The organism is Methylobacter sp. sgz302048, from assembly GCF_052162025.1.
Lineage (GTDB): Bacteria > Pseudomonadota > Gammaproteobacteria > Methylococcales > Methylomonadaceae > Methylobacter.
In genome coordinates this window covers 226517-239580 of sequence record NZ_CP197401.1, presented here as the reverse complement: position 1 = coordinate 239580, position 13064 = coordinate 226517, and the positions used below count along the sequence as shown (strand labels likewise).

Here is a 13064-nt window from a genome sequence, read left to right as displayed (position 1 = left end):
TTATTCAGCCCGCTGCCCAATATGCAGATTTTCGCAGATGGCCAATGTCGGTCCGGCCTGATTCATCGTATAAAAATGCAGTCCCGGCGCACCATTTTCAAGCAAGCGCCGGCAAAGCGCTGTCACCACATCAATGCCGAAAGCCTGTATGGCCTTGCGATCATCGCCGAAACATTCCAGCCGCTTTCTCATCCAGCGAGGGATGTCGGCGCCGCACATCTCTGAAAACCTGAATAATTGCGAATAATTGGTAATCGGCATGATGCCGGGCACGATCGGAATATCGATACCGCTTTTTTCGCACTGATCAATAAAATAAAAATAGGCTTCGGCGTTATAAAAATACTGCGTAATAGCGGCATTGGCGCCGGCTTCGACTTTGCGCTTGAAATTCTTGAAATCCTGGTCGCCGCTCACAGCCTGAGGATGCACTTCAGGATACGCGGCCACATGAATTTGAAAATGATCCCCAGTTTCCTGCCGGATAAATTCCACCAGTTCGTTAGCATATCGGAATTCACCGGCTGACAACATGCCGGATGGCAGATCGCCTCTTAAAGCCACGATTTTTGATATGCCATGATCCTGGTAACGTTTCAGAATTTCGCGGATATTCTCTCTGGTCGATGCCACACAGGATAAATGTGGGGCTGCAGCGATTCCTTTAGATTGAATCTCGATAACTGACTCGAAGGTTTTTTCGCGAGTTGAACCGCCAGCGCCGAAGGTGACTGAAAAAAAGTCCGGATTGAGCTTGGCCAGTTTGCTGTGCACCACCTGTAGGTTTGCGGCGCCTTCTTCTGATTTGGGCGGATAAAACTCAAAACTGAACAGCTGTGGATGCTTTTTCTGTGATTGCATTTTTATTTGAAAGGGAAATGTAAAAACCTGCTTTGCATGTTCTGATACTTATACTATAGCGGAACGGGTTTGCCAATACTGACAAACCCGCCTACTTGATCAGTAACGGTAATGATCGGCTTTATACGGGCCGTCAACGGAGACGCTGATATATCTGGCCTGCTCGTCAGTCAAGCGGGTCAGTTTGACGCCCAGCTGCTTCAGATGCGCAGCCGCCACTTTTTCATCGAGTTTCTTGGGCAGAATATAAACCTTGTTTTCATACTGATCTGCATTCTTCCAAAGTTCTATCTGAGCCAGGACCTGGTTGCAGAATGAATTGGACATGACAAAGCTCGGATGACCCGTCGCGCAGCCCAGGTTCACCAATCGCCCTTCCGCCAGCACGATCAGCCGCTTGCCATCAGGAAAAATGACATGATCAACCTGTGGCTTAATGTTTTCCCATGTGTATTGGCGCAATGAAGCGATATCAATCTCGGAATCGAAATGGCCAATATTACAAACGATAGCCTGGTCTTTCATCGCGGCCATATGACTATGCGTAATAACATTGACGTTACCAGTTGCAGTCACAAAAATATTGGCAATAGACGCGGCGTCTTCCATGGTTACGACACGGTAGCCTTCCATTGCCGCTTGCAATGCACAAATCGGGTCAATTTCAGTTACCCAGACCGTCGCGCCCAAGCCGCGCAGCGATTGCGCACAGCCTTTGCCGACATCGCCATAACCGCAAACAACGGCGATTTTGCCAGCCACCATCACATCCGTAGCGCGCTTGATGCCATCGACCAATGATTCGCGACAACCGTACAGGTTGTCGAATTTTGACTTGGTCACTGAATCATTGACATTGAATGCCGGCACTTTCAGCGTGCCTTTGGACACCATTTCATAAAGCCGCAAAACACCGGTTGTCGTCTCTTCCGAGAGACCTTTCACGCCTGACATTAATTCAGGGTATTTTTCGTGCATCATGAGAGTCAAATCACCGCCGTCATCCAAAATCATATTCGGACGCCAACCATTAGGACCTTCAATAGTCTGGGCAATACACCACTCAGCTTCGGCTTCCGTTTCGCCTTTCCAGGCAAAAACAGGAATACCGGCCACGGCCATTGCCGCTGCGGCATGATCCTGGGTTGAAAAAATATTGCATGACGACCAGCGCACTTCTGCGCCTAATGCGGTCAAGGTTTCAATTAACACCGCCGTTTGAATGGTCATATGCAAACAGCCGGCGATGCGCGCACCTTTTAGCGGTTGCTCCAGACCGTATTCTTCCCGCAATGCCATCAAACCCGGCATTTCCGTTTCAGCAATGTTGATTTCTTTGCGACCCCATTCAGCCAAAGCGATATCGGCAACTTTATAATCTGGTAAGCTCATCGTTTCCTGCCTGTATTTTATAAGATTAAAGGCCGGCCGCTTCTCTCAAAGCGTCCACTTTATCGGTTCTTTCCCAAGTAAAACTCTCTTCCGTGCGACCAAAGTGTCCATAGGACGCGGTCGGTTGATAAATAGGACGCATCAGGTCGAGCTGGGCAATCAAACCTTTCGGTCTCAGGTCGAAATTGTCACGGATAATCTGTACCAATCGATCTTCACTGATTTTGCCAGTGCCGAATGTTTCAACACTGATAGAAGTCGGCTCGGCCACGCCAATCGCATAAGATACCTGAATTTCGCAACGATCGGCCAACTCAGCCGCGACGATGTTCTTTGCCACGTACCGGCCCATATAAGCTGCAGAACGGTCAACTTTTGACGGATCTTTACCTGAGAACGCACCGCCGCCGTGTCTCGCCATACCGCCATAGGTATCAACAATAATTTTACGGCCAGTCAGACCGCAATCGCCGACAGGACCGCCGATAATGAACTGTCCGGTTGGATTGATAAAATATTTAGTGTCTTTATGCAGCCATTCCTTAGGCAACGTGTGCAGGATGATTTCATCCATGACCGCTTCATGCAGTTGTTTTGCACCGATTTCAGGTGAATGCTGAGTCGACAAGACAACCGCGTCTATGGCAACCGGCTTGTTATTTTCGTAGCGGAATGTAATCTGGCTTTTTGCATCGGGGCGCAGCCAAGGCAATGTTTTGTTTTTACGGACTTCAGCCTGGCGTTTTACCAGCAGATGCGCATAAGTAATAGGCGCCGGCATCAAAACATCAGTTTCATTGCTGGCATAACCGAACATCAAGCCCTGATCGCCCGCACCCTGTTCATGATCGCCGGACTCATCAACGCCCATCGCGATATCAGGAGACTGTTTGCCGATCGCATTCAGAACAGCACAGCTTTGACCATCAAAGCCGATATCGCCGTGATCATAACCGATTCCGCAAACCACTTTACGCACCAGCTCTTCGGTATCAACCCAGGCATCCGTGGTAACTTCACCGGCCAAAACGACCATGCCGGTTTTTACCAATGTTTCACAAGCAACCCGAGCCTTAGGATCCTGCGCTAATATTGCATCCAATATCGCATCTGAAATTTGATCCGCAACCTTATCCGGATGCCCTTCTGAAACTGACTCTGATGTAAAAATGAAATTATTGCTCACGATGCTGCCTTCTAAAAATATAAAACCCAGATAGACAAAAGGCTGCCGAGGCAGCCTTTTACATTTGTGGTGGGCCCTGTAGGACTTGAACCTACGACCTGCCGATTATGAGTCGGAAGCTCTGACCAACTGAGCTAAGGGCCCTCTAACTGTTAACTATTCGCCATCCAAAAAGCATCTCAATTGCTCTGACCTTGATGGATGCCTGAGCTTTCTCAACGCCTTGGCTTCAATCTGACGAATTCTTTCACGCGTCACATCAAACTGCTTGCCGACTTCTTCCAGCGTATGATCGGTATTCATATTGATGCCAAAACGCATGCGCAGAACTTTGGCTTCTCTTGCCGTCAATCCAGCCAGCACATTTTGTGTTGATTCACGCAATCCCGCAATTGTAGCAGACTCAACCGGGGACAATACTTTAGCATCTTCTATGAAATCTCCCAAATGAGAATCTTCATCATCCCCTATGGGCGTTTCCATGGAAATAGGTTCTTTGGCTATTTTCAATACCTTACGAACTTTATCTTCCGGCATTTCCATGCGCTCCGCCAACTCTTCCGGCGTCGCTTCGCGCCCCATTTCCTGCAGAATCTGCCTGGAAATACGGTTTAATTTATTGATCGTTTCGATCATATGCACTGGAATACGGATCGTTCTGGCTTGATCCGCGATGGAGCGGGTAATCGCCTGCCTGATCCACCAGGTCGCATAAGTTGAAAACTTGTAGCCGCGGCGGTATTCGAATTTATCGACCGCCTTCATCAAACCGATATTACCTTCCTGAATCAAATCCAGGAATTGCAGGCCGCGATTAGTATATTTTTTAGCGATCGAAATAACCAGCCTTAAATTCGCTTCGATCATTTCTTTTTTCGCGCGCCTGGCTTTGGCTTCGCCAATAGACATGCGCCGATTGATATCTTTCAACCCGTTAATAGTCAGACCATACTCAGACTCAATATCTGCCAGCACTTTTTGGACCTTTCTTAAGTCTTTTTCGTGCTCTTTCAGAGTTGCCGAATATTTATTGTCGTCGCTCAATAACCGGTCAAACCATTCCGCATTCACTTCACTTTCGGTAAATAAAGCAATAAACTCTTTGCGCGGCATTTTGGCATGCCTGACGCAAATATCCATAATCACTTTTTCCTGTTCGCGGACAGTGGCGACGCCGTCAGGAATAATAGCCGTCAATTTTTTCAAGTATTGCGGAGTCCACTTGAATTCCATGAACAGGTCAGCCAATGCTTCGAAGGCCTGTTCTGTTTTATCACTGGAATAGCCGTATTTTTTGATTGCCGATGAAGCCGTTTTAAGTTGTTTCCGGAGCTCTTCTACTTTTAACTTGACCTCTTCATAGTCGAGACCTTTGGCTTCGTCTTCAACTGCCGTTTCTTCATCATCAGTTGCAGATGATGCGCTGACCAAAGGCTCCGACTCGCTTAAATCGACAAAGCCTGAAAGTAAATCAGCCAGCCTGATCCCGCCCTCTTCTCCGGAAATAGCGTCAAATGACTGCAAAAAGTGATCAACAACAACGCAAGACCTGGCAATAGCCTTAACAACCTGCTGCTGGCCTTCTTCAATCCGCTTGGCGATTTTTAACTCATCATCACGCGTCAACAGCTCAACTGAGCCCATTTCACGCATGTACATGCGCACCGGGTCCGTAGTTCTGCCAAACTCGCTGTCAACGGACGCTAAAGCCGCAACCTCTTCGGCATCCTCGTCATCGGTAGTAACAGCTGCAGAATCGGTGATCAGGGAATCTTCATCCGGCGCAACTTCGTAAACTTGAATCCCCATATCATTAATCATGCCAATGATATCTTCAATCTGTTCCGGATCGACAATATCGCTAGGCAAGTGATCATTAACCTCGGCATAGGTCAGGTACCCCTGAATCTTGCCTTTGGCTATCAATTGTTTAAGTTGGGATTGTTGCTGTTCTTGATTCATATTTACTCACTGAATGCTCGGTTCAGCACGACTACGCTGAACCGGAAATTGTACTATAAACTTTGCTGTTTGGCATTAAATTATTTACCTGCCAACATCTTACGCAACACCTCTTTTTCCTGCGCATTCAATCCATTGACTTTCGCTTTGGCTAGCAATCTATCTATATTTGCTTTTCGCGCCTGATCAAGCAACCGATCCAGCGCATCACAAAACACCGCCTCCACACCTTCATCCGGAACCAGCAAATCTAAGAACGCCAGCGCCTTCACTGATTTCTCTTCGGCAGCATCACGATAGGACTCAACCAAAACAGCAGCATTCGCCGGTTGCTTATCAAGAATCATGCGCAGCACACTCTTGAACAGATCAATGCCGGGAAATTCCAATCCACACCAATCAATCTCCCTTTGCTCAACAAGTTCAGCCAATCTAGGATTCTGAATCAACAAAGCTATTGCCACGCGTGCCAATGATAGTCGGCCACGCTCTTGGCGCTTACCATTTTCCTTTGCTGGTCTAAGTGTAGTCGCATTTGTTGAAACGTCCAGCGCCAAAAAGCCCGATAATTGCTTAAGCCGCGCAAACATCATTTCCCGAAACACACCTTCCGGCAACCTCTCCAGATACGGCTTAGCCTTGCCGACCAATTGCGCACGCCCTTCCATTTCGGATAAATTCAACTCTTCTGCAAAATGCCCAAAAAAATAATCCGATAAAGTCGCAGCCATCTGCACACGTTCTGAAAATTTATCCATTCCCTCCTGACGGACTAATGAATCGGGATCTTGACCCTGCGGCAACAACATGATGCGTATCAATCGTCCATCCTTCAAACCGGAAAAAGCCGGCTCCATGGCGCGCCACGCCGCCTGACGCCCCGCTTTATCACCGTCGAAGCAAAATACCAACTCCGAAGAAAACCGAAACAACAGATCAAAATGCGCTTGCGATGCCGCCGTCCCTAGCGCTGCCACTGCGTAATTAATTCCAAACTGAGCCAAGGCGATAACATCCATATAACCCTCGACAATCAAAATCCGTTCTGGTTTCGAATTCTTTTTCAGAAGCTCGTACAGACCATAAACTTCCCGGCTTTTATGAAATAGGGATGTTTCCGGAGAATTCAAGTACTTGGGCAAAGAATCATCAAGCACCCGCCCACCAAAACCGACAATGCGGCCTCGCCTGTCTCGGATGGGAAACATAACCCGATCACGAAACCGATCATAAACCTGCCCGCTCTCGTTACTGACCAGTAAACCGGCCTCCAATAGCAACTTCTGATTAAACCGATCAGTCAAGGCCGCCCATTCGTCGGGCGCATAACCAAGCATAAAATCACGGGCAAGCTGACCACTGACTCCACGCGCCTTTAAATAGTCAACCGCTTTTTTCCCCTGAGCATGAATGCGCAGCTGCTCCACATAAAAAGCCGCCACATCCTCCATAACCTGGTACAAACTGCGTAAATCTTCTTTATTCTGCTTTTGCCCAGATTGAGAGGTTACCGACTCCCGCGGCACATCGACACCGACAAAGGTCGCCAAATCCTCAACTGCTTCGACAAAATTAAGATGATTAAAATCCATCAAAAAACTGATGGCATTACCACTGGCTCCGCAGCCAAAGCAATGAAAAAATTGCTTTTTGCGATTTACAGAAAAACTGGGCGTTTTTTCAGTATGAAAAGGACAGCGGGCGACATAATTAGCACCCGTTTTTTTTAGAGGAACGTGCGAATCGATTAAATCGACGATATCAACCCGCACTAAAAGCTCATCAATAAACTCGCGAGGAATCCTACCGGACATGATCTACCCGGACAAAATCGGCACAAGCAAACTAGCCAGCCAGGACAGCCTTAATTTTCGCACCAACAACCGCCATATCGGCACGACCTTGCATTTTTGCCTTAAGCAGCCCCATGACCTTGCCCATATCCTTAACTGACGCCGCGCCAGATTCAGCTACCGCTTCCTTAATCATGGCGTCAATTTCGGCTTCGGTGAAAGGCTGAGGCAGAAAATCCTGAATCACCAAAATCTCAGCCTCTTCAATCTCTGCCAGATCGCTTCGACCGGCATCGGTGTACTGACGGATAGATTCGCGGCGCTGCTTCAGCATCTTATCGAGAACCTGGATAACGCGATCATTATCCAGCTCAATCCGCTCATCGACCTCAACCTGCTTGACTGCAGCCAGAATCAAACGAATCACTGCCAATCTGGATTTATTGCCGCCTTTCATGGAGGCTTTCATATCATCCTTGATACGATCTAATATCAAATCCATCTCATTAACCCCGTTTTACATCTGAGGACGGCCGCGACGTAAATTTTTCAACGCATAACGTTCACGAGCCAGCTTTTTCAAATGACGCTTAACAGCGGCAGCGCCTTTGCGTTTACGTTCTGCCGTTGGTTTTTCATAAAATTCGCGGCGACGCACTTCTGACAGGACACCCGCTTTTTCACAAGCACGTTTGAAGCGACGAATCGCGATATCGAAAGGTTCGTTTTCTTTAACTTTAACTGACGGCATATTAATGACCCAAATGTGTTAGTATCTAAAAATTAAAAGCCTTGCGGCCCACTGAATAAACAGAACCCTTAATTATACCGTTTACTTTTACAATTTTCAAAAACTCAATGTACGTTCTAGGCATAGAAACATCATGCGATGAAACCGGTGTCGCCATTTATCACTCTAAACGCGGGCTGTGCAATCATTTATTGTACAGCCAGATCGAAATGCACAGCGAATATGGCGGCGTTGTCCCGGAACTGGCTTCGCGGGACCACATCCGGAAATTAGTGCCTCTAATCAGGCAATCTCTGCAAGAAAGCCAGCTGTCAAGCGCCGATATTAATGGCATCGCCTATACGGCAGGCCCTGGGCTTATGGGCGCTCTGCTAGTCGGCGCAGCCACAGCCCGCAGTCTGGCCTGGTCATGGCAGATTCCCGCAGTTGCTGTTCACCACATGGAAGGGCATCTATTGGCGCCCATGCTGGAAGCCCCCCCCCCAGCCTTTCCTTTTGTGGCCCTGCTGATTTCCGGAGGACATACGCTATTGGTGCAAGTCGATGGGATCGGTCATTATCGGCTATTAGGCGAATCGCTCGATGACGCCGCCGGTGAAGCGTTTGACAAAACTGCAAAAATGCTGGGCCTCGGTTACCCTGGTGGCCCCAAGCTGTCCAAACTCGCCGAAAATGGCCGGCCGGTTTTTCAGTTTCCACGCCCGATGACCGATAGGCCGGGACTGGATTTCAGTTTTAGCGGTTTGAAAACTTATACCATGAATACGCTTAACGGTTCGCAAAAAACAGAACAGGACAAAGCCGATATCGCTATGGCCTTTCAAAATGCCGTTGCCGACACGCTCAGCATCAAATGCAGGCGCGCCCTGAAACAGACCGGACTAAAGAGGCTAGTCGTAGCAGGCGGCGTCAGCGCCAATAAGCACATACGCGCCTGTCTGACCGAAATGGCCGGCCGTGAAAATGCGGCAATCTACTTTCCTCGGCCGGAATTCTGCACCGACAATGGTGCCATGATCGCTTATGCCGGCTGCCAGCGGCTACTGGCCGGCCAGCAGCAGGAACTTGAAATTTTTGCCCGGCCTCGCTGGCCAATCAGCGAATTGTCAGGTCTTTAATTTGCCTTCTTCGCCGGATAACAAGCGCTGGATATTGCTTTCATGCCGCCACAACAAGAACACCATCATGCCCGCTGAAGCTGCGACTATTGCCGCATCTCCAACAATAAACCAAGCATAAATCGGAGATAAGATTGAGGCTATCAATGCTGATAGGGAAGATATTTTGCCCAGCTTGTAAATCAGGATCCAGGTGCCCATGAATGACAGTCCCAGCCACCAAGAAAACCCGAGCAATACGCCGACTGATGTCGCAACGCCCTTGCCGCCCTTGAAACCGAAAAACACCGGATAAAGATGCCCAAAAAACGCGGCCAAACCTGTAGCAGCCTGCAATTCCGCGGGCACCCCCAATAGTTTAGCTATATAGACTGGGATCAAACCTTTCAGCAAATCGCCCAGCAAGGTAATGCCAGCCGCCTTTTTTCCACCGATGCGCATGACATTAGTAGCGCCTGGATTACCAGACCCTTGCTCGCGGGGATCGGGCAATCCCATCAAGCGGCAAATAATAATTGCACTGGAAATCGAGCCTATCAGATAGGCAGCCGGAACAAACAACCATTCAAACATTCTATACCTTTTGTCATTCAGAACTTGTAAGCCGGGAGCGTTTCCCCGATACTTAGCCGATTTTAAATCGCACATCATAACCGGAAATCACTATGGACATCATATTTTTAGGCGGACTTGAAATTCAGACTGTTATCGGCATTTACGATTGGGAAAGAGAAATCAAACAAGCCGTCGTTCTTGACATTGAAATGGCTTATGACATCAAAAAAGCCGCTGAAACTGATGATATTCAATATGCGCTTGATTACAAAGCTGTTTCGCAACGCATCATTTCCTTTGTCGAACAAAGCAGTTTTTTTCTGGTCGAAAAACTCATTGAAGAAATCGCTGCCATCATCCGCAATGAGTTTAATGTGCCTTGGGTTAAAATTAGGCTGAACAAGAGGGGCGCTATCAGTAGCGCCAGAGATGTAGGCATCATAATCGAGCGAGGCACAAAGTAAGCTATGCCGCGCGGCTATATCAGTATTGGCAGCAATATAGACAGGGATCACAATATTCCTGCCAGCCTACAGGCTCTTGAGCATTGCTTCGGCGAATTGATTGCCTCAAGCATTTATGAAACCGAGCCGGTCGGTTTTTCAGGTGATCCATTCTACAATCTGGTCGTAGGTTTTGATTCTGATCTGAATGCAAAAGAAGTCGCCCGACAACTCAGACAAATTGAACTGGATCATGGTCGTGCCCGTGGTTGTAAAAAATTTACTGCCCGAACACTGGATCTGGACCTGATTCTCTATGGCGATCTCGTGCTCCGAGATGAGCAGTTACAGATACCTCGCGATGAAATTGAGCGTTATGCTTTCGTGCTTGAACCCTTAGCGGAAATTGCACCGACCCTGGAGCATCCTATCAGCCATATAAGTTATGCCGAACTGTGGGATAGATTCGATAAGGCCAACCTCAAGCAAAAGCGCATCACGCCTTCCTGGATGCTAACAAAATAAAGTTCTTCCGCCATCCACAGTCAGAATCTGCCCAGTCATATAATCAGCATCCTTGATTAAAAAAAGCACCGCCTTGGCAATATCGAGCGGCTCCCCGCGCCGCTTTAATATAATCCGCTGCAGAATCTCGGCTTTGTCTTGCTCGGACAACTCGCTCTCAGGCCATAATATGGCGCCAGGCGAAACTGCATTTACCCTAACGTCCGGCCCCAACTCCTTGGCCAAAACGCGAGTCATGGCCGCCAACCCGGCTTTTGCAATGCTATAAACCGGATACCCCTTCAAGCCGCGCTCCGCATGAATATCGACAATATTGACAATACAGCCGTTATGATCGGACAAGGTTTCGGATAAGGCTTTTGCCAGAAAAAAAGGCGCCTTCAAATTACTGCCCAGCAAATCATCCCATTGCTGTTCGGTCACATCTGTAACCGCCGTCGGATAAAACGCCGAGGCATTATTGACTAACACATGTATGCCACCCCAGGCCGAGGCCGCCTCTCTGGCAACCGCTGCCAGTTCATGCATGTTCAGCAAATCGGCCTGGATCGTTTTTGCCGAATCGGGGCGTTTTTGATTTAATTCATCGCAAAGCTGCAGCGCATCTTCTCTTGACGATCTATAATGCAAAACAATATTGCTGCCTTCACTATGCAGTAAACGCGCACAAGCAGCGCCTATGCGCTTTGCTGCACCGGTAATGAGAATATTTTTTTGCATTTCCTTTGTCCTGCTGAATTATGAGAAAGAAATTATTATCTCTGATCTTCCTTTCGCTTACAGCCTGCAATGATTCGCCCAAAAGCCTGGCTAAGCTGCCCGATGACGCCGTCGTTTTAGCCTTTGGTGATAGTCTGACGTATGGTACAGGCGCATCCAAGCTCAAGGATTATCCCAATATTCTTGCTGAATTGACTGCGCTTGAAGTGATCAACGAAGGTGTGCCCGGCGAGATTAGCAGCGAAGGCTTAAAAAGATTGCCAGCCTTGCTTGATGAATACCAGCCGAAACTGTTGATCCTGATACACGGCGGCAATGACATATTAAGAAAAATTCCGCCTGAGCAAACCGCCGATAATCTGAACAGGATGATTGAAGAGGCCGCCAATCGTCATATCGATGTGGTTATGCTTGGCGTACCCCAGCCCAGCTTATGGACATTGACCAGCGCAGATTTTTATCAGCGCATTGCAGAAGACCGGAATATTCCTGTCGATCTCAGCACCTTACCCGACATTCTGGGGGACAATGGTTTAAAATCCGACATGATCCACCCCAATGATGCCGGCTATCGACTGATGGCCGGCAATATCTTCAAATTGCTTCAGAAAGCCGGAGCATTATAAGCCTTCTGTCGCCCCTACTCATCTTCCTGCTTCTCGAGCGCATCCAACCTGACTTCCAATACCATATCATCCGCATCATCCTGCTTGCGCACGAATAAGCGCGAAAACAGCAACCCCACCTCAAACAGCATCCACATAGGAATAGCCAATAACGTTTGCGAGATCGCATCGGGGGGCGTTAATACCATGCCGACAATAAATGCCCCAACAATGACATAAGGCCGCTTTTCAGCCAGACTTTCCGGTGAAGTCAATCCCGTCCAGACCATGACGATCGTAAAGATCGGCACTTCAAAACAAACGCCAAACGCAAAGAAAATCGTCAAGACGAAATCCAGATACTTGGTGATATCAGTCATAACCGCAACGCCAACAGGAGCCGCCGCCGTCAGGAACTGGAACATCAGAGGGAAAACAACAAAATAAGCAAAAGCCACGCCCAAATAAAACAGAAACGTGCTGGCAATCAGCAGCGGCAGGATCATGCGCCGCTCGCGCTTGTATAATCCCGGCGCGACAAAAGCCCAGAATTGATAAAGAATGAATGGGACGGAAATAAATGTGGCCAAAACAAGCGCCAGCTTGAATGGCGTGAAAAAAGGCGAAGCGACATCAATAGCGATCATCGAGCTATTGGCCGGCATGTAGCGCATCAAAGGCCCAGCCAGAATCGTATAGATCTCATTGGCATAGAAAGACAATCCGCCAAAAACGACCAACACAAACAGCACTACGCGCAACAGACGGCTGCGCAGTTCAATCAAATGGCTGATAAAAGGCTGCTCGACCGACTCTTCTTCGAAATTATTCTGACTCATGCGGCTGTTTAACCTGTGTTACATTCACTTGCTGCGGCTGCTCAATAGAAGATTTTATGGCATTGGCCGCATCGGAAGCATCGTCGAGCATGCGCTGAATCTCTTTCAATTCCGACTGCTCTTTAAATACCTGACGCATTTCTTCGGCTTGCAATTCTTCCCTGATCTCTGCCTTAACGGAAGCGATCATATGCCGGGTCTTGCCAATCCAGAATCCCGCAAGCCGCGCAACTTTGGGCAAGCGCTCAGGACCGACGACCAATAAAGTAACCAACCCGACCATACAAAGCTCTGAAAAACCGATATCAAACATA

Annotated in this window: 15 protein-coding genes and 1 tRNA gene; 4 read left to right on the top strand and 12 right to left on the bottom strand. The window is 48.2% G+C overall.

The genetic code is table 11. The features are described from left to right. The 8 genes from metF to rpsU all read right to left on the bottom strand — a co-directional run bounded on the left by metF (window position 1) and on the right by rpsU (window position 7945). Window positions 1-861, bottom strand: coding sequence for a methylenetetrahydrofolate reductase [NAD(P)H] (metF, locus tag ACTNE6_RS01140; protein WP_442498323.1), 861 nt, complete (start codon window positions 859-861; stop codon window positions 1-3). A 99-nt stretch (window positions 862-960) separates the two neighbouring features. Further along, on the bottom strand, window positions 961-2253 hold the full coding sequence (gene ahcY, locus ACTNE6_RS01135; RefSeq protein WP_442498322.1) for an adenosylhomocysteinase: 1293 nt from the start codon (window positions 2251-2253) through the stop codon (window positions 961-963). A 25-nt stretch (window positions 2254-2278) separates the two neighbouring features. Continuing rightward, entirely contained in the window at window positions 2279-3439 is a 1161-nt protein-coding gene (gene metK, locus ACTNE6_RS01130) for a methionine adenosyltransferase (protein WP_194969635.1), read from the bottom strand. Window positions 3440-3506: 67 nt separating this feature from the next. After that, window positions 3507-3583, bottom strand: a tRNA-Ile gene (locus ACTNE6_RS01125). 12 nt (window positions 3584-3595) lie between these two features. Beyond that, window positions 3596-5401, bottom strand: coding sequence for an RNA polymerase sigma factor RpoD (gene rpoD, locus ACTNE6_RS01120; RefSeq protein ID WP_442498321.1), 1806 nt, complete (start codon window positions 5399-5401; stop codon window positions 3596-3598). Between the two features lie 80 nt (window positions 5402-5481). Further along, window positions 5482-7215, bottom strand: coding sequence for a DNA primase (dnaG, locus tag ACTNE6_RS01115; RefSeq protein ID WP_442498320.1), 1734 nt, complete (start codon window positions 7213-7215; stop codon window positions 5482-5484). Window positions 7216-7246: 31 nt separating this feature from the next. After that, window positions 7247-7696 (bottom strand): GatB/YqeY domain-containing protein, encoded by a 450-nt coding sequence (locus tag ACTNE6_RS01110; protein WP_194969632.1) that lies wholly within the window; start codon window positions 7694-7696, stop codon window positions 7247-7249. Between the two features lie 15 nt (window positions 7697-7711). Continuing rightward, window positions 7712-7945 carry a 30S ribosomal protein S21 gene (gene rpsU, locus ACTNE6_RS01105; protein WP_194969631.1) on the bottom strand — a complete coding sequence of 78 codons (234 nt, stop codon included), beginning with the start codon at window positions 7943-7945 and terminating at the stop codon, window positions 7712-7714. A 107-nt stretch (window positions 7946-8052) separates the two neighbouring features. Between rpsU and tsaD the strand changes: the two genes are divergently transcribed. Further along, a complete protein-coding gene (gene tsaD / locus ACTNE6_RS01100; protein WP_442498319.1) occupies window positions 8053-9063 on the top strand; it encodes a tRNA (adenosine(37)-N6)-threonylcarbamoyltransferase complex transferase subunit TsaD in 1011 nt (336 codons plus the stop codon). Here tsaD and plsY read toward each other — a convergent pair. Continuing rightward, on the bottom strand, window positions 9052-9636 hold the full coding sequence (plsY, locus tag ACTNE6_RS01095) for a glycerol-3-phosphate 1-O-acyltransferase PlsY (RefSeq protein ID WP_442499727.1): 585 nt from the start codon (window positions 9634-9636) through the stop codon (window positions 9052-9054). The two genes, tsaD and plsY, sit on opposite strands and share 12 nt — an antisense overlap. A 92-nt stretch (window positions 9637-9728) precedes the next feature. Here plsY and folB point away from each other — a divergent pair, with 92 nt between their 5' ends. Continuing rightward, entirely contained in the window at window positions 9729-10082 is a 354-nt protein-coding gene (gene folB / locus ACTNE6_RS01090) for a dihydroneopterin aldolase (RefSeq protein WP_194969628.1), read from the top strand. Between the two features lie 3 nt (window positions 10083-10085). After that, window positions 10086-10586, top strand: a complete 501-nt coding sequence (gene folK / locus ACTNE6_RS01085; protein ID WP_442498318.1) for a 2-amino-4-hydroxy-6-hydroxymethyldihydropteridine diphosphokinase — start codon at window positions 10086-10088, stop codon at window positions 10584-10586. Here folK and ACTNE6_RS01080 read toward each other — a convergent pair. Continuing rightward, entirely contained in the window at window positions 10575-11306 is a 732-nt protein-coding gene (locus tag ACTNE6_RS01080; RefSeq protein ID WP_442498317.1) for a pteridine reductase, read from the bottom strand. The two genes, folK and ACTNE6_RS01080, sit on opposite strands and share 12 nt — an antisense overlap. Before the next feature lie 20 nt (window positions 11307-11326). Here ACTNE6_RS01080 and ACTNE6_RS01075 point away from each other — a divergent pair, with 20 nt between their 5' ends. Further along, entirely contained in the window at window positions 11327-11932 is a 606-nt protein-coding gene (locus ACTNE6_RS01075) for a GDSL-type esterase/lipase family protein (protein ID WP_442498316.1), read from the top strand. Window positions 11933-11946: 14 nt separating this feature from the next. On the opposite strand, the gene tatC is transcribed toward ACTNE6_RS01075, so the two are convergent. Both tatC and tatB read right to left on the bottom strand, forming a co-directional pair. Then, window positions 11947-12750 carry a twin-arginine translocase subunit TatC gene (gene tatC, locus ACTNE6_RS01070; RefSeq protein ID WP_442498315.1) on the bottom strand — a complete coding sequence of 268 codons (804 nt, stop codon included), beginning with the start codon at window positions 12748-12750 and terminating at the stop codon, window positions 11947-11949. Next, window positions 12737-13063 carry a Sec-independent protein translocase protein TatB gene (gene tatB, locus ACTNE6_RS01065; RefSeq protein ID WP_194969623.1) on the bottom strand — a complete coding sequence of 109 codons (327 nt, stop codon included), beginning with the start codon at window positions 13061-13063 and terminating at the stop codon, window positions 12737-12739. The genes tatC and tatB overlap by 14 nt, the downstream gene beginning before the upstream one ends. Between the last annotated feature and the right edge of the window lies 1 nt (window position 13064).

Excerpts from the sequence above, each read along its gene's own strand:
- metF (WP_442498323.1), bottom strand. The coding sequence starts at position 861 with ATGCAATCACAGAAAAAGCATCCACAGCTGTTCAGTTTTGAGTTTTAT.
- ahcY (WP_442498322.1), bottom strand. The coding sequence starts at position 2,253 with ATGAGCTTACCAGATTATAAAGTTGCCGATATCGCTTTGGCTGAATGG.
- rpoD (WP_442498321.1), bottom strand. The coding sequence starts at position 5,401 with ATGAATCAAGAACAGCAACAATCCCAACTTAAACAATTGATAGCCAAA.
- dnaG (WP_442498320.1), bottom strand. The coding sequence starts at position 7,215 with ATGTCCGGTAGGATTCCTCGCGAGTTTATTGATGAGCTTTTAGTGCGG.
- ACTNE6_RS01110 (WP_194969632.1), bottom strand. The coding sequence starts at position 7,696 with ATGGATTTGATATTAGATCGTATCAAGGATGATATGAAAGCCTCCATG.
- rpsU (WP_194969631.1), bottom strand. The coding sequence starts at position 7,945 with ATGCCGTCAGTTAAAGTTAAAGAAAACGAACCTTTCGATATCGCGATT.
- tsaD (WP_442498319.1), top strand. The coding sequence starts at position 8,053 with ATGTACGTTCTAGGCATAGAAACATCATGCGATGAAACCGGTGTCGCC.
- plsY (WP_442499727.1), bottom strand. The coding sequence starts at position 9,636 with ATGTTTGAATGGTTGTTTGTTCCGGCTGCCTATCTGATAGGCTCGATT.
- folB (WP_194969628.1), top strand. The coding sequence starts at position 9,729 with ATGGACATCATATTTTTAGGCGGACTTGAAATTCAGACTGTTATCGGC.
- folK (WP_442498318.1), top strand. The coding sequence starts at position 10,086 with ATGCCGCGCGGCTATATCAGTATTGGCAGCAATATAGACAGGGATCAC.
- ACTNE6_RS01080 (WP_442498317.1), bottom strand. The coding sequence starts at position 11,306 with ATGCAAAAAAATATTCTCATTACCGGTGCAGCAAAGCGCATAGGCGCT.
- ACTNE6_RS01075 (WP_442498316.1), top strand. The coding sequence starts at position 11,327 with ATGAGAAAGAAATTATTATCTCTGATCTTCCTTTCGCTTACAGCCTGC.
- tatC (WP_442498315.1), bottom strand. The coding sequence starts at position 12,750 with ATGAGTCAGAATAATTTCGAAGAAGAGTCGGTCGAGCAGCCTTTTATC.
- tatB (WP_194969623.1), bottom strand. The coding sequence starts at position 13,063 with ATGTTTGATATCGGTTTTTCAGAGCTTTGTATGGTCGGGTTGGTTACT.